The sequence below is a fragment of the Zhongshania marina genome, from assembly GCF_002915595.1.
Classification (GTDB): Bacteria; Pseudomonadota; Gammaproteobacteria; order Pseudomonadales; family Spongiibacteraceae; genus Spongiibacter; species Spongiibacter marinus_B.
In genome coordinates, this window is record NZ_PQGG01000035.1 from 64,656 (window position 1) to 81,947 (window position 17,292).

Genomic DNA, 17,292 nt, shown 5'->3' on the forward strand with positions numbered 1-17,292 from the left:
GGATTAAATAATGGATTTTTCATTAACAGAAGAACAAGTCATGCTGAAAGACAGCGTGGCAAAATTTCTTGCAGACAATTACGCAGCCGAGCAGCGCGAAGCGGTGCTTAAACAGGAGGCGGGCTTTAGTGCTAAGCATTGGGCTAGTTTTTCTGAGTTGGGTTGGTTGACCATCCCGTTTTCTGAGGATGTGGGCGGTTTTGGTGGCAATGTCGCAGATGTATCTGCGGTGATGGAAGAGTTCGGCAAAGTATTGGTGGTGGAGCCCTATTGGTCATCCATTGTGTTGGCCGGCCAACTGATAGCGCGCTGTACGAATGAAGCGCTTAAAAGTAGTGCAATGCCGCAGCTTATTTCCGGTGAGGCGCAGTATAGCTTTGCGTGGTTAGAGGCTCAGAGCTGTTTTTCACTTAGCTATGTCGGCGCGACGGCGACCAAGCAAGGTGATAGCTATTGCCTTAATGGTCAGAAAAATTTGGTTCTTAACGCCAACGCGAATTATTTTCTTATTGCAGCCCGTAGTAGTGGTGATGTGGCGAGCGAATCTGGCATTAGCTTATTTGTGGTGGACGCGAACAATCCTGCCTTGAAGAAAGAGTCTGTTCGTCTAATTGATGGGCAGCTTGCTTGCAATATTGAATTTAGTGATCTGTTAATTAACCAAGATGACATGCTCACCGCCGAGGGCGAGGCGTATCCATTAATTGCCGAGGTGGTTGATGAAGCCTTGGTGGCGCTGTGTGCAGAAGCCGTTGGTGCAATGACTTATTTGTACAAGGCCACCGCAGAGTACGCCAATACCCGCAAGCAGTTTGGGGTGGCTATTGGTAGCTTCCAAGCGCTGCAGCATCGAATGGTCGATATGTTTATGGCAACAGAGCAGTGTAAGTCTCTGCTTGTTCGCGCCCAGTGTGCGATTTTGGATGGCAGCGTAGATCGTGCCCAAGACGTGGCGGTGCTCAAGGCTATGGTGGGTAAATACGGTCGTAAGGTGGCTGAAGAAGCAGTGCAGATTCACGGCGGTATGGGTGTAACAAATGAAATGCCGATTGGGCATTATTTAAAACGCCTGATGATGATTGATATGTATTTTGGTGGTTCAGACATCCATCGTCGCCGGTTTAGTGATATGCGATATCTATAAATTGTTTTGTTTTATTTTGGACAATAAATATAACAGTAGAGGAATGCTATGAAACTTTTTAATAATTTAAACGACCACACCCAATTCCATGCGCGTATTCGTGGCGACATGATGATGGCCAGTGATAGTAAAAAGACTCTGAATTACGCCGAGGCCTGGGACTATATCAATGTGATTGCCGCGCATATTCAGTCTAGCGGAATTGCGAAGGGTGATCGGGTGGCGATATTAGCCAAAAATTCCGTCGATAATCTGTGTGTCTTCCTCGCCTGTGCGCGTATAGGTGCAGTGGTGGTGGGTTTGAATTACCGTTTAGCGCTAGCCGAAGTCGAATTTATTGCCAGCAATGCCGACGTGCAGATGCTGTTTTTTGATCAAGAATTTGACGGCTTGCGCGGTGAGTATTTACGCGCAAAAAACTGTGTATGTATTGATAGTGATAGCAGCGCTCCACATCTGCCGAGCTGGTTGGAAAGTCCGGCGAGCTTGAATGAAGTGGAAATAAACGGCGAGGATATTCTATTTCAAATGTATACCAGCGGCACCACGGGTTTACCTAAGGGCGTGCTTGTTAGCCATTACAATGTCTTAGCCAATACCTATCAGGCGCCAATGACAACGGGCAAGGGCGGTCGCGTTGGTGAGCGTGGTTTGGTTATTGCGCCGACCTTCCACGCAGTGGGCTTAGTTGGTTCGCTGCTCGGTGTTATCTACGGCGGCTCCATGATTATTCACAGCGACTACGATCCGGTAGGTATGATTGAGACCCTCGCTAAAGAACACATTAGTACCGTGGCGGTGATTCCGGTGATGTTGCAGTTCTCTTTGGCGATGGTACCCAATATCAAGGACTACGATTTCTCTGAGTTGCACACCATAAATTACGGTGCTTCGCCTATTTCAGAATCTTTGTTGCAGCAGTGTATGGATGCCTTCGGCTGTGATTTTGTGCAGGGCTATGGTCAGACCGAGTCGACAATGGCCTTGACCTTCCTCACGGCAGATGACCATAAAAAAGCCCTTGCTGGTCGCCCAGAATTGTTGCGCTCCTGCGGGCGGGCGGTGTTTGGCACCGATATTAAAATCGTCGGCAACGACGGGCAGGAATTACCACTAGGTGAGATCGGCGAGATCGTAGCCAAAGGCCCGCAGGTAATGCAGGGCTATTGGAAAAATCCAGAGGCTACCGCTAAGACGGTGGTTGACGGTTGGTTGCATACTGGTGATGCGGGTCGTATGGATGAAGAGGGTTACATCTATATTCAAGACCGCGTGAAAGACATGATCATTTCAGGTGGTGAGAATATTTATCCCGCAGAAATTGAAAATCACTTGATGTCACATGAGCAAATTCAAGACGTGGCGGTGATCGGTGTGCCAGATGCAAAGTGGGGAGAAGTGCCTCTTGCGGTGGTGGTGTCGGGTGGTCAGCCAGAGCTTGGCGCAGAGGAGCTCACCGAGTTTTGTCGCGGCAAATTAGCGGGGTACAAAATCCCTCGCAAAATTGAATACCTTGCAGCCCTGCCGCGTAACCCAACCGGTAAAGTTCTGAAGAAAGATATCCGAGTGATGATGGCAGAGAAGTATCCGCCAATATCTTAGGGGCTAATCAGCTCGGCTACAGAGCTCTACCCAATATTCAACGGCGGCTTTTTTGTGCCGCTGCTTGGGTAGGGCAAAGTAGAAGGTTCGCGTCATATCGCGATTAGCAAGGGTGAGGGGAACAAGGTCGCCATTGCGAAAATCGTTTTGCAAAACCACCTTAGATAGGCAGCCAATTCCTAGGCCCGACTCCACTGCGCTTTTAATTGCCTCGTTGTGTTTGAATTCTCGGTAGATTTCAATATCGGGGAGTAGACCGGCAAGGGCGCGGTCAAAGGTGTGGCGGGCACCGGAATCTGGTTCACGTAAAATCCAGCGCGCCTCTTTAATGTCTTTGTCTTTTAATACGCCCTTCTTGGCCAAGGGATGTGATGCGCTGCAAAACACCACCAGCTCATCTTCTTTCCACGGAATGAGTTCTAGTTCGCGGTGCTGAACCTCCCGTTCAATCATGCCCACATCCACCTCGTAATTGAGTACTTTAGCGACGATGTCTGGGGTGTTGGCGGTGTCAAACTGCACATCTGCTTCGGGGTAATTGTTTAAATAATCTGCGAGATAGCGCACCACTAGGTGATTGCCGATGGTAAAACTGGCCCCAACCCGAAGATGGCCAATATCGGCGTGGCGGCGTAGAGCGTCATCAAATTGCTGGCAATGGGCGAATAAGGTTTCTGCTTCTTTGCGGAGGGTGTGGCCGATGGCATTTAGCTTTATCTTGTTGCCGTGGCGATCAAATAAATTAACCCCATATCTTTTCTCTAGGTTTTGCAGGGATGCACTGGCAGCGGATTGCGAAAGGCAAAGTTGATCTGCGGCCTTGGACACACTTTGGTGCTTGGCAACCGACAGAAAGATTTCCAGTTGGCGAATACTAAAATTCATAAGACATATCTTCGTATTGGGTCTAGTTTCGGCACTCATCGCCGCCTTGTCAGTATCGATAAAATCGATACTGACTATAATAATATCCCGTTTTACTTGTGATAAAAATGCTTTTAGTATGGCGGCCAGTTCTTGTACCGGCGGTTCTGAGTGAGCGGCCGGTGTCAGTGAAGGTATGTGATTCAATTTGTAGCCTTGGAGATGGATAAATGACCGACGTTAAAGCGACGAATGTATATTGGCACGACGGCGAAGTAAGCCGCGAAGACCGCAATAAGCTATTGAAGCAAAAGGGCGCGACCCTGTGGTTCACCGGCCTGTCTGGTAGCGGTAAGAGTACCGTTGCGGTTGCTTTGGAAAAGGCGCTGATGGAAAAGGGGCATCTTTGCTACCGTCTTGACGGCGACAATATCCGTCTGGGTATCAACAAAAACCTCGGTTTCAGTGCTGAAGACCGCACTGAAAACATCCGTCGTATTGGCGAAATTTCTAAATTATTCGTCGATACCGGCGTTATCGTGTTGTCGAGCTTTGTTAGCCCCTACCGCGCTGACCGCGATATCGTGCGTGAATTGCACGATGCCGGCGATATGGACTTCCTGGAAATTTTTGTAGACGTGCCATTAGACGTTGCAGAACAGCGCGACCCTAAAGGTCTGTACAAAAAAGCCCGTGCAGGCGAGATCAAAAACTTCACGGGTATTTCAGACCCATACGAAGCGCCGCTGAATGCTGAACTGGTATTGAATAGCCATGAGCAAAGCTTGGAAGAAGAAGTAGAGATTCTGCTGGCGATGATGAGCGAGCGCGGAATTATTTAAACCGTGACGGACGTCGGCGGTCAGACGTCTGACGCCCGCGCTGAATTTATGTTTTCGTCCGACGTCAGACACCCGACGTCCGACACTTTAACTAACGGAGTTACCTACAATGATCAAACCACATGGCGCCGACGAGCTTAGCCCATTATTCGTATCTGATGCTGAACAGCACAAAGCACTGACTGCCGAGGCAGAAACTCTGCCATCACTTCTCGTTAGCTCTGCTGCGGCAGCGAATGCAGTTATGTTGGGTGCAGGTTATTTCACCCCATTAAAAGGGTATATGAACCTAGCGGATTCTTTGGCGGTTGCTAAAGATCTTTGCACAACTGACGGTTTGTTTTGGCCTGTGCCTATCGTTAATCTGACTAAAGATGCGCAGGGCATTACTGCCGGTCAGCGTATTGCTTTGCGTGACCCGAATGTAGACGGCAATCCCGTTTTGGCGGTTATGGATGTTGAAGCGGTAGAAGCGGTTAGCGCTGAGCAAATCGATTTTATGGCCGAAAACATTTTCGGTACCTTGGATGATAAGCATCCAGGCGTGCAAACCTTTAAGAGCCAGGGCAATACCTTGTTGTCTGGCCCTATTCAGGTCTTGAACTTCTCTTACTTCCAGTCTGACTTCCCTGATACCTTCCGCACTGCAGTTCAAATTCGCGACGAGATTGCTGAGCGCGGCTGGGAAAAAGTGGTTGCCTTCCAAACCCGTAACCCAATGCATCGTGCCCACGAAGAGCTTTGCCGTATGGCAATGGAAGACCTCGGCACTGACGGTATATTGATTCACATGTTATTGGGTCAATTGAAGCCTGGCGATATTCCTGCTCACGTTCGCGATGCAGCAATCCGTAAAATGGTTGAAGTGTACTTCCCTAAAAACACAGTAATGATCACTGGCTACGGCTTTGACATGCTATACGCGGGTCCACGCGAAGCGGTACTGCATGCCTTGTTCCGTCAAAACTGTGGCTGTACTCATCTGATCGTTGGTCGCGACCACGCTGGTGTGGGTGATTACTACGGCGGTTTTGACGCGCAGACAATCTTCGACGAAAAAGTGCCAGCAGGCGCAATGGACATTGAGATCTACCGCGCAGACCACACTGCCTACTCGAAGAAACTGGATAAAGTTGTGATGATGCGTGATGCGCCAGATCACAGCAAAGAAGACTTCGTATTGCTGTCAGGCACCAAAGTACGTGAAATGCTGGGCAATGGCATTGCGCCACCGCCAGAGTTTTCGCGCCCTGAAGTGGCTAAGATTTTGATGGACTACTATCAAATCGAAGACGCAAAAGGTTAAGTTTAGATCGCCGTATTAATGTACGGCTAGCCTTTGAAGAACCGGAGCTAGATGGCTCCGGTTTTTTTTCGCCCCGAAAAAGTGATTGGCTTTTAATTAGCTTCTAATAGCAGCCCATAGAAATTGCGGCTGCTATAGGCAGCAATGCAATGTAATCAGTGATAGCATCGAGCTAATCGCGGCTTCGATCACGCCGCCAAAAATGATAAGAATGGTCAATGTCGAGGGTTCAGTATGAGTCTCAATACGCAGCATTACCGCACATGTAATTTATGTGAAGCCATGTGCGGCATTCAAATTACCGTCGAAGATGACAAAATCACCAGTATAAAGGGCGACGCTGAAGACAGTTTTAGCCGTGGTCATATTTGCCCAAAAGCGATTGCCTTAAAGGATTTATACGAAGATCCTGATCGCATCCGTACACCCATGGAGAGAGTGAACGGTCAGTGGCGTGAACTGACTTGGAAGGAGGCCTTCGACAAGGTTGCGTCACGTATTCAGGCGTTGCAGGCCGAGCATGGCAATGACGCCTTGGGGGTCTATCTTGGCAATCCCAATGTTCATAATACCGGCTCGTTATTAATGAGCGGTGGTGTATTGCGGGCCTTAAAAACCAAGAATAAATTTTCTGCGACCTCGGTTGATCAGCTTCCCCACCATATTGTGTCGTGGAAATTGTTTGGCCATCAGCTGAGAATTCCTGTACCGGATATTGATCACACCGATCATTTCCTGATGTTTGGCGCCAACCCATTGGCCTCCAATGGCAGCATTATGAGCGTGGCAGATGTGAAGCAGCGGCTGAAAGATGTTCGCAAACGGGGCAAGCTTGTGGTGGTTGATCCGCGGCGCACGGCGACGGCAGAACAGGCAGATGCCCATCACTTTATTCGTCCGGGTAGCGATGTTTTGGTACTGCTGGCCATGCTCAATGTGTTATTTGCCGAAGGCTTGGTTAGTACTGGTAATTTGGCAAAGCATTTAGATTTTGGCCCCATGAGCTTGGCGCAAAAATTCAATGATTTCAGCCCAGAGCGTGTGGCGCCATTAACCGGTATGTCGGCAGAACTTATTCGCAGTTTGGTTAGAGATTTTTGCGCTGCGAAGGCGCCGGTTTTGTATGGTCGTTTAGGCGTGTCGGTGCAGGAGTTCGGCACCCTGAGTCAGTATCTGATAATGCTATTTAATATCCTCACTGGCCGACTTGATAGTGTGGGTGGCTTGATGTTCACCAAACCCGCTGTCGATGTCTTGGCGCAAAGTGGTCGTGGCAATATGGGCCGTTTTCACAGCCGCGTGCGAGGCCTACCGGAGTTTAATGGCGAGTTGCCGGTTGCGGCCTTAGCAGAAGAAATTAGCACCGCTGGCGAAGGACAGATAAAAGGCATGTTGCTGATGGCCGGCAATCCTGTGCTTTCAACACCCAATGGCGAGCAGCTAGATCGCGCATTTAAAGATTTGGATTTGCTAGTCGCGATTGATTTTTATATTAATGAAAGTAGCCGACATGCCGATTTTATTCTGCCGCCGGTTAGCCCGCTTGAGCGGGAGCATTATGATGTGATTTTTAATGTATTAGCCGTGCGCAATAACGCCCGCTACGCCAAGGCCCTATTCCCAAGAAAAGCGGATGCCCGCCACGACTGGGAAATACTATTGAGTCTGCGTGACCGTCTGCAACCGGCCACTAGTGCAAAAGATAAATTGGGACGCTTATTATTGCGGTGTGCTGGGCCATCGGGTTTGTTGGCATTGCTATTAAGGCAGGGGCCTTATGGTGGCGGCTTAAATCTTTTGAAAGGTTTGTCTTTGAGTAAATTGAAGAAGTCGCCCCACGGCATTGATTTAGGTGCGCTTAAGCCCGCACTGCCAGCGGCTTTGTACCACAAAGATAAGAAAATTCATTTAGAGTCCGATTTTTTTCTCAAGGATTTAGCGCGGGTAGCGGCGAAGTTTTTTAATACCGATAAAGCGCCGGATAAATTTTTGCTGATCGGCCGCCGCGATGTGCGCAGTAATAACTCTTGGTTGCACAATAGTCAGCGCTTGGTAAAAGGAAAGTCGCGCTGCACGGCATTGATTAACCCACTTGATGCACAGGCTTTAGCCATTGCCGAGGGCGATATGGTGCGGGTGAGTTCGAGGGTAGGTAGCGTTGAGCTAGCGGCGCAGATAAGCGATGAAATGATGGCTGGCGTCATTAGTATTCCCCACGGCTGGGGACATAATCTTAGCGGTACCCAGTGGCAGACCGCAGAGGCCCACGCCGGTGTGAGTGTAAATGCTCTTACCGACGAAATGCAGATTGATGCCCTGTCTGGCAACGCGGTTTTGAATGGTGTGCCGGTGAGTTTGGAGCCTGTTAAAGCGGCCGCCGCGATTAGCGCTTAGTACTTAGGGTTTGCGCGCTGGGCGCTGGCCGCGAATATACAGTGCTTCCACTTTTTGTCGCGCCCACGGGGTGCGGCGTAAAAACTTTAGGCTCGACGATACGCTGGGATTGTCGGTAAAACATTTAATTTTTACGCGGCGTCCCAGCTCTTCCCAGCCGAATTGGGCCTCTAGCCGAGTAATAATCATCTCTAGCGTTAGACCGTGTAGCGGATCTTTGGAGCCGGAAGAGGGCTTTGCGTCGTTAGACATCATCGTCGTCGCTAGCGGCTAGGTCATCACTATCTGTTGATGCCACTGTAGGCTCTGCTCTCTTCACGCGGATTTTAAAGCCGGCAATGATCTTGCCGTTTAGATTTTGCATGGCGACCTTCGCTTCGCCAGCCTTGGGCATATTGACAAAGCCGAAGCCCTTGGACAAATTTGCGTCTTCGTCTCTGACGAGGTTTAGGGATTGCACGCTACCGAAGGCTTCAAACAGGTCTAAGAGCTCGGCTTCAGTGGTGGTGCGGTTTAAATTGCGGATCAATAATTTCATGGGGCTGCCGTCTTAGTGATATGGCGTGGATTATAGCGGGAATAGATATTATCTTCGCCTGCTATCTTCGCCCGAAATGCCCTTGATGGCTGTTCGCGCTTGGCTAAATATCCTAACATCACGCACTCAGCCATTGCCGACAGAATTTTTGTGACCGCAGCCTCTACTCCGCTCGTATTAAATACCACTAGCAGCAGTGCAGAATTGGCGCAGCGCTTGGGCCTGCGCTTGGTTGATGATTGGAGTGAGCAGGCAGATCAAGTGCATGTGTTTTATGAGGGCGATCGTCTAGTGATTGGTTTACCACCGGTGAACCGGGAACATCCCGTTGCGGTAGATTTTGAGTTGGCGTTACGCAATCGTCATCCCGGAAAAGAACTGCTGATAAAGGCGGTAGGCGGTAGCCGCAACCGCGCCAGTGTCGTCGACGCTACGGCGGGGCTGGGGCGCGACAGCTTTTTAATGGCCAGTCACGGCTGCACCGTCACAATGTGTGAGCGTATGCCGGTGGTGGCAGCTTTATTGGCGGATGGCTTGCGCCGCGCCAAAGGCGCTGATGAGTGCTTTGAGATCGCCGAGCGAATGGGTTTACATCAGGGCAGCGCATTGGATTTTCTGACGGGCTTGGCGGAGGACGACTGCCCAGATGTGGTGTACTTAGACCCCATGTTTCCGGTGTCGGGAAAGTCGGCGCTGGTAAAAAAAGAGATGCGTTTATTTCATTCTTTGGTGGGCTTGGATGAAGACAGCGACGCGCTGCTGGATGTAGCCTTGCAGCGCGCCCGTCATCGCGTGGTGGTTAAGCGCCCGCCTAAAGCGCCCTATTTAGCCGAGCGCAAACCGCAGTTATCTGTTGCGGGAAAAGCGGTGCGCTTCGACATTTACCCTTTAAAAGCCTTTGCCAAATAGCTAGGGCCTGTTCACACTAATCGGATTAGTGTGAACAGGCCCTAGGCCAATAGCTCTTTGAGCATGCCTTCGTACATCAGCGACAATTTATCTAAATCTTCCGCTTTTACACATTCGTCTACTTTGTGGATGGTGGCATTCACCGGTCCAAGCTCAACGACCTGCGCGCCGGTGGGGGCAATAAAGCGCCCGTCTGAGGTGCCTCCAGCGGTGGATAGTATCGTGTCGCTGCCGGTAACGGCCTTAATCGCGAGCTGCGCGGCTTCGACCAAGGGGCCTTCTGCGGTTAGGAAGGGTTGGCCGCTTAAATTCCATTCGATACTGTAATCGAGTTGATGGGCATCCAGAATGGCTTGGGTGCGGGCTTTTAAAATATCCGCAGTTAATTCGGTAGAAAAACGGAAGTTAAATACCACTTCTAATTCGCCGGGAATAACATTCGTCGCCCCGGTGCCACCGTTGATATTTGAAATTTGGAAGGAAGTAGCGGGGAAAAAGTCGTTGCCTTCATCCCACACTTCGTTTGCTAATTCCGCCAACGCCGGCGCAGCCAAATGAATCGGGTTCTTGGCTAAATGGGGGTAGGCAACATGGCCCTGTACGCCCCGCACTGTTAGTACCGCGCCTAGTGAACCACGGCGACCATTTTTGATCACGTCACCCACGGTATCCGTTGACGAGGGTTCCCCGACCAAGCACCAGGTGATTTTTTCGTTTTGATGCTCTAGCCACTCCACGACTTTGACCGTGCCGTTAATTGCAGGACCTTCTTCGTCGCTGGTGATTAAAAAGGCAATGCGGCCACTGTGATTGGGGTGGGCGGCGACAAAGTTTTCGCAGGCGGTAATCATCGCCGCCAAGCTGCCCTTCATATCGGCCGCGCCGCGTCCACGTAACATACCGTCTTGAATGACCGCCTCAAAGGGCTGGGTTTGCCACTTGGCGGCGGGGCCGGTTGGCACCACGTCGGTGTGGCCAGCAAAGCAGAATATTGGACCGCTGCTGCCGTGAACGGCCCAAAAATTATCAACATCGCCAAATCGCAGTGACTGACACTGAAAACCGATCTTCTCTAATCGCGCCATCATAATGGCTTGGCAATCGGCGTCGGCGGGGGTGACCGACGGGCGTTCAATGAGTTCACAGGCAAGTTGCAAGGTCGGGGAGAGCGCTGTCATAGGGCTAGCTTCGGCTTTTGTATAGGTGGTTTGGGGCATCGCGGCGGCTGCTCGCGGATAAGCGCGCTATTCTAACAGAATCTAACAGCACTGACAGGCGCGAAAGACGGCTTGGCAAGGGAGTGACCGAAACACTCATTGTCAGCTCAATTGAGTGGAAATGTCATAGAGGGTGGGGCTTAGCTTGGCTATGATCTAAATCAAACTGCTAGTGTCAGCCGTATATTTTTTACTCAGGCGGCGTATATAAATACCATAACGATAATCAGAGGAAGGGCTATGAGCATGGATTTGGACATCGCGGTGGCAGCCGCCGAATTCGATTTTGCAGATCAGGATATTCCCCAGCGCCTGCGTCATTGGGCGCGGGTAAAACCTGATCACCCCTTTATGATTTGGGAGCCGCGTTCCGGTGAAGACCGCCGCTGGAGCTACCAAGCTTTCGATGAGGAAACCGGCAAGATAGCAGCGGGTTTATACGCCAAGGGCGTGCGCAAACACGACAAGGTTATGATCCACGCCGAGAACTGCCCAGAGATGGTATTAGCGTGGTATGCCTGTGCCAAAATCGGCGCTGTGGGTGTAACGACAAATACCCGCAGTGTGGGCGGCGAAATTGAATACTTTGCTCGTCACACTGAAGCGGTGGGGGCTATTACCCAACCCAAGTTTTTAGAGGAAGTGCGCAACAGCGCTACCGGCCTTAAATGGATTGTGGTGACTGACGATAATTCCGGCGAAGCCGCAGAGGAGTCAGTTAGCGGCGCTGATGCATTTAGTAGTCTTTACGGTGATGCAGACACATTGCCGGCGCGGCCAGCGGAGCCGATGTTGCCGGCGGGTATCATGTTTACCTCAGGTACAACGTCGCTGCCAAAAGCCGTTGTTCACACCCATGCCAATGCGCTGTGGTCCGGCAATATGGGTTCGCAAAGCATGGGTATGGATACCGACAGCGTGTATCTTGGCTTTTTGCCCTTCTTCCATGTAAATTGTCAAAGCTGGGCCTTTTGGGGTTCTCTTGGTGTTGGCGCTACAGCGGTGCTGCTACCCAAGTTTTCGGCGAGCCGATTCTGGAAAATCATAGAAAAGCACCAAGTCACTCACAGCTCGATGATTCCCTTTGTGTTTAAAGCCATTGGTATGCAAGCGGTGCCGGAAAATCACAGCTTGAAAGTGATGCCAATGGGGATTATTTGGAAGGAGATTGAAGGCTGGCTTAAGGCCAAGCCCTTTGCTAGCTGGGGGATGACGGAAACCGTTACCCACGCCACCCGTTCTGATTTTGTTAGCGATTGGCCACAGGGTTCTATTGGTAAACCCACACCCGGTTATCATCTTGCGGTAGTTAATCCTGAAACTGGTGAAATGTGTAAAAAAGGCGAAATTGGCGAGCTATGGGTGCAGGGCACACGCGGTGTAAATATCTTCCTTGAATACTATAAAAACGAGGAGGCGATGGCTAAGTCGTTTACGCCTAATGGCTGGTTTAAGACCGGCGATATGGTTAGCGTTGGCGATGAAGGTAATTTCTATTTCACCGACCGCGACAAAGACGCTCTTAAAGTTGGCGGCGAGAATGTGTCGGCCCGCCAAGTAGAAGAAGTGTGTATGCAGGTGCCAGGGGGCGGAGTAGGTGAAGTCGCCATCGTCGCGAAATCCCACGACATGTTGGATATGGTACCGGTGGCCTTTGTGATTAAAGGTTGGGGGGCACCAGAGGATGAAGCGGCATTTGGGCAGGCAATCATCGATCACTGCAAGGCTAACCTTGCCGACTTTAAAGTGCCCCGTGCGGTGTATTTTGTTGAGGAATTCCCCCGCGCAACACTAGAGAAAGTGGCAAAAAATAAACTGCGGGAAATCGCCGACGAGATGCCGGCGGTATAAAGTTTAGCTAGTTTGAATAAGGTCGCGAAAGCGGCCTTTTTTGTGCTTGTTAGAAATTAATAGCTATTTGCTGCTTTGTCATAAAAGCATCCTAATTTTGTCATCTGCGAGGTATAGCATTCCTGATGCTGAAAAGCGCTAGGCGCTGCGGCTTCCGATTATTAGATGAGCTAGAAGGGTTGTGATATGAATCGTTATATTAAGCAACATGGCACCTACTCCAACTTGCATCAGCAGCACGTCAGAGCTGAAATATCTCGCCAGATCGACGATTTTTTAAACAAGGGTGGCAAAATAGAAAAGTTGAACGGCCCTGAGTTTCAACCGCACCGCGCTGTGCGTATAACAAATGCGATGATCACCGAAGCGCTATAAATATTATTGAAAGTGGCATATCACTAATACGGCGTGCTATGCCACTTACTACGATTTAACTACATTAAAATAATCATTGCCGCGTTGATCGCCATAATAAGCAGGGCGATAGATGTGAGCAGGAAGATAGTAAACCGCAGCATTACTTTGTTGATGGTTGCCTGTACTAGGCTATGCAAAACACGGCCGCCAACATAACACCACGCCAGAATAAGATTGAGCCCCTCACCGCCGCCCACTAAGGCTAGTAATAAAGCCGTCGCGTAAAAAATGGTTGGTTGCTCTAGCAGGTGATTGTAGTTGTCTGCCTTCCACTGGGTTTTTGCTGGTAACTTTAGCGCGAGTTCACTGGTGCGTTCACCGGCTTCGGGCTTTAATTTTAATTTTGCAATCATGGGCAGGCGAACAAGCGCCATCCAAAATAGCATCACAAAGGTCCACAAAATAAGAGTAATGACCGGCGTTAATATGGGGGAATGTTGTAGCATGCAAATATCTCCTTATTGTTGTTGGGCACTATTATCTAGATAGTTAATAGCGAATGCCATCGCTTATTTTGGTGAGCGAGATTGTTTAGCTGATGTTAGTTAATTGATGGCTTCCGGTGTGTAGCAAATTTGCTTGGCTTGGATGTCGATGCCTGCGCTACGCAATTGGTCTTGTATTAGTGAATTCAATGGTGTGTTCTGAATGGCCTCTGCTAAGAACTCTGGCTGAAATGCGCAGCGTACGTTTAAGCTACTGGGGAAGCGCTTGTAGTCAACGGTGTGGGTTAGCCATAAGAAACCTTGGGTATGCTCCAAGGCATAGTCGCAGACCTCTGTGAGGTGTAGGCGGATTGCATTGTCTAATTTTTTATCACTTTTGCGCATAGGATGTGGTTATGGCTCGGGTGTCATGGCTGGTGGAGTTTACGTGGCCTATAGTGCGGGGGCAATGATGCGGTCTGCTAGCATTTTAAACGAGAATCAATTGCACTTTTAGCATCTATAAAGGTCATATTGAATTGGACGCTATACACATGAACTGAAACTAGGGGCGAATAATGAAAACGACAATAGTGATGTTTGCGATTGTGCTGCTGTTTGGCACTGTTGGTGTGTTTGCCAAGCCCCCCAATGGTGAGCTACCGAGAGGTTTGCAGAAAAAAGTTGCCGAAGGTCAGCAGCTGCCCCCAGGTTGGCAAAAAAAGTTGATGGTTGGCCATCGCTTGGAACCCAATATATACGCACACGGTCGCGTTATTGTGCCAGTGGATGATCGCGGTCATATTATTGTTATGGTAGAGGACCGCCGTTTGCGTTTAGTGCAAGCTACATTGGAAATTATTGAGATACTGAATTAGGTGGGGGCTTATTCATGAATATTCATGGCAAGATAAATTATATTGAATTACCCGCTGCCGATATCGACGCGGTAAAGGCCTTTTTTATAAAGGCTTTTGGCTGGTCATTTACCGACTATGGCGCAGATTACACCGCGTTCTCTGACGAAGGTTTAGACGGCGGCTTTTATCGTGCGGAAATGTCTTCAACGACAGCTAGTGGCGCTGCCTTGGTGGTGTTTTATAGCGAGAAACTTGAAGAAACTCGCAATACCGTGGTGTATTCCGGTGGGACGATTCTGAAGGAAATATATGACTTCCCCGGCGGTCGCCGCTTTCATTTTGCAGACCCTAATGGCAATGAGTTTGCCGTATGGTCTGAGCCATTAGAGACCTAAATTTTCTCTGCTGTTGGCGACCCAGTTTTTACATGACTTGGGTCGCCATACTGCTCATCTGCCCATTCAGGGTGTTTGTAGAGAATACGTAAATCCTTGTGCCGCCATACGTCCTGCGCCAATTCCGTCCAGCCGTGAAGTTGTAGATAGAGTGGGTTGTAGGGTTTTGCGGGCATGTGGGTGACGCCGTATTTAATTTCGCCGGCTTCATCCTCGTCTCTAAATGTGCCGAATAATTTATCCCAAAAAATAAAAATACCGCCAAAGTTACGATCAATTTGCGCCGCATTACTGCCGTGGTGAACGCGGTGATGGGATGGGGTATTCATGATTTTTTCTAAAACACCCAGCTTGCGGATTTGCTCAGTATGAAGAAAAAATTGGTAAACCAGATTTCCCTCTATGGCTAGTAATACCCAGTTTTTGTCAAAGCCGACCAGCGCGGCGGGTATCCACCAAAGCACCCAGCTACCCGAAAAAGCAAAGGTGAAGTTTTGGCGTAGCGCAGTAGAAAAATTCATATGTTCTGAGGAGTGGTGGGTGATATGACCGCTCCAAAACCAACGCACTTTGTGCATCATGTAGTGATTAATGTAAAAGCAAAAATCAATGAATACGATTAAGGCGAGAATGCTTAATAGCGATGCGGCGGGATTCCATTGCAGGCCGAATTGGTAAACCCACAGATAAAAGGCTTGTATAAAAAGTGCTACCGCAATGCCATCAACTATTTTATACGAAAAGCCGGCGGCTAAATTCGCCACGGTTTCCCTTGGGTGATAAACCCCTGTTTTGCCGCTGCGGCGAGTGTAAAGGTACTCGGCACCAATAGCGGCGAGAAAAACCGCACCAAAGGCGGTGACAAAAAAGAGGGCGTGGAGAACGTCTTGCACGTGTAAGCCTCATTTGTGGTTATTCAGTGTTTATATCATAGTAGTTTACTCACAAACATAATTGACTTAACTAGCCATATTTTTGACATTTCCTGCCATCATTGTAATGATGAACTTTGAAAGCTAGAGGGGCGAAGAGTGCTTGCACAGCTACAAGTTAGCGGGGATCTGGCAGGTTTGCTGCGGGACTATCTGCAGGAGCAGGGTGATATCCATTGTGAACTGTATACGCGACTGCAGTCATTTAGCGCGAGTAGCCGCATGAGTTTTGGCCAGTGGTGGGATTTACTCGACAGGCTGCAGGCACGCTTCCCCAATCGCATGGTGGGGCTTGAACTAGGGCAGCGGGTGCGGCCCTCTCACTTAGGCGTCATTGGCTATTTAACGCTGGCAAGCGACACGGTTGCAGATGCCTTGGCGGCGTTTCAGCGCTATCAGCGCCTGCTTCACGACGGTGATAAAGCGGCAATGCAGCTCAATGATGGGGTAATGACCCTGTATTGGAGTCGCGACTATGGTCCTTCGTCTAGGTTATCTGATGAGGTTTTAGTGGCGGGGCTGTTAAATTTTATAAGGGTGATGACTGCTCGACCCAGCTTGGCAGCCATGCAGGTCGATTTTACCTTTGCGGCCCCCGCAGATATAAACCCGTATCAAGCAGTTTTCGCGTCGCCGGTGCTATTTTCCCAAGCCTATACGGCCTTACATTTTCCCGTGTCATATTTGGAGTTGCCGGTCAGCAATAGCGATCCGACTTTGCGTGAGCTATTAGAACGACAGGCGCAGGCGTCGATTGCGGTTTTACCGCAAGACGAGAATTTTAGTCACGCGCTGCGCGGCGCATTGCTGAGGGGTTTGCAAAGTGGCCGAACAGGCTCATCTGCCATTGCGGCTATGTTGAATATGTCAGAGAGGACGCTGTTTCGGCGTTTGCAGGATCAGGGGCTTAATTTCAAGCAGTTGCAGTCACAGATTCGTATGCAGCTCGCGCGGGAATACTTAGCTGATGCACGTCTAACCCAGAGTGAGATTGCCTTATTGCTCGGATACTCAGAGCAAAGCGCCTTTAATCGCGCGTTTAAACGTGAGACGGGGATGACGCCCCGTCAATTTCAACTAACGACTTAAACTCTCCATTACTTTTCAATCGCTGCATTGAACTGTGCTCGCAGTGATTCGATGCGCTGGCGATTTACGTCGAAATCATAGTATCCAGTCCGTGATGAGCTGCGCACATCGACCCTGTTCTGCGCTTTGGAATACACCAACTCGATGTCGTCTTTGAAACGCATGATGGCGCTGGTGGCGACGGCGTGAAGATAGTTGTCGCGCTTTGTTGCAAGGTCAGTGCGGGGCATTGCGAGCAATAATTGCTGCAGTCGCAACCAGTCAGCCTCAGATTGCACGCTAATTGGTGCAATGTATTTATCGCTGCCTTGTTCAAGACTAGAAACGCAGTGCGGCGCAGAGGGGCAGGCTTGCAAGATTCCCTTGTGGTCGCTGTGTTGCGGTGTACTGCAGGCGCTGAGTAAGCTAGTACTAAGAACGAGCGCGGTGAGATACAAGAAAAATCGAGTCATTGTCGTCATATTGACCTCTAGTAGTCGGTATTGCGAATTGATTCTTACGCATGTA

General features: G+C 49.7%; 19 protein-coding genes. 11 read left to right on the plus strand and 8 right to left on the minus strand.

Translation table 11 applies throughout. The features are described from left to right. The first annotated feature begins 10 nt into the window (after window positions 1-10). A complete protein-coding gene (locus C0068_RS15385) occupies window positions 11-1,144 on the plus strand; it encodes an acyl-CoA dehydrogenase family protein (protein WP_103685367.1) in 1,134 nt (377 codons plus the stop codon). A gap of 48 nt (window positions 1,145-1,192) precedes the next feature. After that, window positions 1,193-2,746, plus strand: coding sequence for a class I adenylate-forming enzyme family protein (locus C0068_RS15390; protein ID WP_103685368.1), 1,554 nt, complete (start codon window positions 1,193-1,195; stop codon window positions 2,744-2,746). A 3-nt stretch (window positions 2,747-2,749) separates the two neighbouring features. On the opposite strand, the gene C0068_RS15395 is transcribed toward C0068_RS15390, so the two are convergent. Continuing rightward, entirely contained in the window at window positions 2,750-3,817 is a 1,068-nt protein-coding gene (locus C0068_RS15395; RefSeq protein ID WP_233208837.1) for a LysR family transcriptional regulator, read from the minus strand. Window positions 3,818-3,840: 23 nt separating this feature from the next. On the opposite strand from C0068_RS15395, the gene cysC reads away from it, so the two are divergent. From cysC to C0068_RS15410, 3 genes are all read left to right on the plus strand, one after another. Continuing rightward, window positions 3,841-4,452: an adenylyl-sulfate kinase gene (gene cysC, locus C0068_RS15400; protein ID WP_103685369.1), complete on the plus strand. Its 612-nt coding sequence runs from the start codon at window positions 3,841-3,843 to the stop codon at window positions 4,450-4,452. 109 nt (window positions 4,453-4,561) lie between these two features. Next, window positions 4,562-5,758 (plus strand): sulfate adenylyltransferase, encoded by a 1,197-nt coding sequence (sat, locus tag C0068_RS15405; RefSeq protein ID WP_103685370.1) that lies wholly within the window; start codon window positions 4,562-4,564, stop codon window positions 5,756-5,758. Window positions 5,759-5,992: 234 nt separating this feature from the next. Next, on the plus strand, window positions 5,993-8,152 hold the full coding sequence (locus tag C0068_RS15410) for a molybdopterin oxidoreductase family protein (protein ID WP_103685371.1): 2,160 nt from the start codon (window positions 5,993-5,995) through the stop codon (window positions 8,150-8,152). A gap of 3 nt (window positions 8,153-8,155) precedes the next feature. Here C0068_RS15410 and C0068_RS15415 read toward each other — a convergent pair whose 3' ends face one another. Next, window positions 8,156-8,407: a VF530 family protein gene (locus C0068_RS15415; RefSeq protein ID WP_233208838.1), complete on the minus strand. Its 252-nt coding sequence runs from the start codon at window positions 8,405-8,407 to the stop codon at window positions 8,156-8,158. After that, entirely contained in the window at window positions 8,397-8,690 is a 294-nt protein-coding gene (locus C0068_RS15420; RefSeq protein WP_103685372.1) for an RNA recognition motif domain-containing protein, read from the minus strand. Before C0068_RS15420 ends, C0068_RS15415 begins: the two co-directional genes overlap by 11 nt. A gap of 99 nt (window positions 8,691-8,789) precedes the next feature. On the opposite strand from C0068_RS15420, the gene C0068_RS15425 reads away from it, so the two are divergent. Then, entirely contained in the window at window positions 8,790-9,599 is an 810-nt protein-coding gene (locus C0068_RS15425; RefSeq protein WP_199176201.1) for a class I SAM-dependent methyltransferase, read from the plus strand. Window positions 9,600-9,640: 41 nt separating this feature from the next. Here C0068_RS15425 and dapE read toward each other — a convergent pair whose 3' ends face one another. Beyond that, a complete protein-coding gene (gene dapE, locus C0068_RS15430) occupies window positions 9,641-10,777 on the minus strand; it encodes a succinyl-diaminopimelate desuccinylase (RefSeq protein WP_103685443.1) in 1,137 nt (378 codons plus the stop codon). Window positions 10,778-11,056: 279 nt separating this feature from the next. On the opposite strand from dapE, the gene C0068_RS15435 reads away from it, so the two are divergent. Beyond that, window positions 11,057-12,667, plus strand: a complete 1,611-nt coding sequence (locus C0068_RS15435) for a class I adenylate-forming enzyme family protein (RefSeq protein ID WP_103685373.1) — start codon at window positions 11,057-11,059, stop codon at window positions 12,665-12,667. Window positions 12,668-12,853: 186 nt separating this feature from the next. Then, window positions 12,854-13,042, plus strand: coding sequence for a hypothetical protein (locus tag C0068_RS15440; protein WP_103685374.1), 189 nt, complete (start codon window positions 12,854-12,856; stop codon window positions 13,040-13,042). 59 nt (window positions 13,043-13,101) lie between these two features. Here C0068_RS15440 and C0068_RS15445 read toward each other — a convergent pair whose 3' ends face one another. After that, window positions 13,102-13,530 (minus strand): MAPEG family protein, encoded by a 429-nt coding sequence (locus tag C0068_RS15445; protein WP_103685375.1) that lies wholly within the window; start codon window positions 13,528-13,530, stop codon window positions 13,102-13,104. A gap of 99 nt (window positions 13,531-13,629) precedes the next feature. Then, window positions 13,630-13,914 (minus strand): Fis family transcriptional regulator, encoded by a 285-nt coding sequence (locus C0068_RS15450; protein ID WP_103685376.1) that lies wholly within the window; start codon window positions 13,912-13,914, stop codon window positions 13,630-13,632. A gap of 173 nt (window positions 13,915-14,087) precedes the next feature. On the opposite strand from C0068_RS15450, the gene C0068_RS15455 reads away from it, so the two are divergent. Further along, window positions 14,088-14,387 (plus strand): hypothetical protein, encoded by a 300-nt coding sequence (locus tag C0068_RS15455; RefSeq protein ID WP_103685377.1) that lies wholly within the window; start codon window positions 14,088-14,090, stop codon window positions 14,385-14,387. 14 nt (window positions 14,388-14,401) lie between these two features. After that, window positions 14,402-14,764 (plus strand): VOC family protein, encoded by a 363-nt coding sequence (locus tag C0068_RS15460; RefSeq protein WP_103685378.1) that lies wholly within the window; start codon window positions 14,402-14,404, stop codon window positions 14,762-14,764. Here the strand turns inward: C0068_RS15460 and C0068_RS15465 are convergent. Next, a complete protein-coding gene (locus C0068_RS15465; protein WP_103685379.1) occupies window positions 14,761-15,657 on the minus strand; it encodes a sterol desaturase family protein in 897 nt (298 codons plus the stop codon). The two genes, C0068_RS15460 and C0068_RS15465, sit on opposite strands and share 4 nt — an antisense overlap. A 138-nt stretch (window positions 15,658-15,795) precedes the next feature. Between C0068_RS15465 and C0068_RS15470 the strand changes: the two genes are divergently transcribed. Beyond that, a complete protein-coding gene (locus C0068_RS15470) occupies window positions 15,796-16,785 on the plus strand; it encodes an AraC family transcriptional regulator (RefSeq protein ID WP_103685380.1) in 990 nt (329 codons plus the stop codon). Window positions 16,786-16,793: 8 nt separating this feature from the next. Here C0068_RS15470 and C0068_RS15475 read toward each other — a convergent pair whose 3' ends face one another. Further along, complete coding sequence (locus C0068_RS15475) at window positions 16,794-17,246, minus strand: DUF1499 domain-containing protein (protein WP_103685381.1); 453 nt, start codon at window positions 17,244-17,246, stop codon at window positions 16,794-16,796. Window positions 17,247-17,292 lie beyond the last annotated feature (46 nt).

Excerpts from the sequence above, each read along its gene's own strand:
- C0068_RS15385 (WP_103685367.1), top strand. The coding sequence starts at position 11 with ATGGATTTTTCATTAACAGAAGAACAAGTCATGCTGAAAGACAGCGTG.
- C0068_RS15390 (WP_103685368.1), top strand. The coding sequence starts at position 1,193 with ATGAAACTTTTTAATAATTTAAACGACCACACCCAATTCCATGCGCGT.
- cysC (WP_103685369.1), top strand. The coding sequence starts at position 3,841 with ATGACCGACGTTAAAGCGACGAATGTATATTGGCACGACGGCGAAGTA.
- sat (WP_103685370.1), top strand. The coding sequence starts at position 4,562 with ATGATCAAACCACATGGCGCCGACGAGCTTAGCCCATTATTCGTATCT.
- C0068_RS15410 (WP_103685371.1), top strand. The coding sequence starts at position 5,993 with ATGAGTCTCAATACGCAGCATTACCGCACATGTAATTTATGTGAAGCC.
- C0068_RS15415 (WP_233208838.1), bottom strand. The coding sequence starts at position 8,407 with ATGATGTCTAACGACGCAAAGCCCTCTTCCGGCTCCAAAGATCCGCTA.
- C0068_RS15420 (WP_103685372.1), bottom strand. The coding sequence starts at position 8,690 with ATGAAATTATTGATCCGCAATTTAAACCGCACCACCACTGAAGCCGAG.
- dapE (WP_103685443.1), bottom strand. The coding sequence starts at position 10,777 with ATGACAGCGCTCTCCCCGACCTTGCAACTTGCCTGTGAACTCATTGAA.
- C0068_RS15435 (WP_103685373.1), top strand. The coding sequence starts at position 11,057 with ATGAGCATGGATTTGGACATCGCGGTGGCAGCCGCCGAATTCGATTTT.
- C0068_RS15440 (WP_103685374.1), top strand. The coding sequence starts at position 12,854 with ATGAATCGTTATATTAAGCAACATGGCACCTACTCCAACTTGCATCAG.
- C0068_RS15445 (WP_103685375.1), bottom strand. The coding sequence starts at position 13,530 with ATGCTACAACATTCCCCCATATTAACGCCGGTCATTACTCTTATTTTG.
- C0068_RS15450 (WP_103685376.1), bottom strand. The coding sequence starts at position 13,914 with ATGCGCAAAAGTGATAAAAAATTAGACAATGCAATCCGCCTACACCTC.
- C0068_RS15455 (WP_103685377.1), top strand. The coding sequence starts at position 14,088 with ATGAAAACGACAATAGTGATGTTTGCGATTGTGCTGCTGTTTGGCACT.
- C0068_RS15460 (WP_103685378.1), top strand. The coding sequence starts at position 14,402 with ATGAATATTCATGGCAAGATAAATTATATTGAATTACCCGCTGCCGAT.
- C0068_RS15475 (WP_103685381.1), bottom strand. The coding sequence starts at position 17,246 with ATGACGACAATGACTCGATTTTTCTTGTATCTCACCGCGCTCGTTCTT.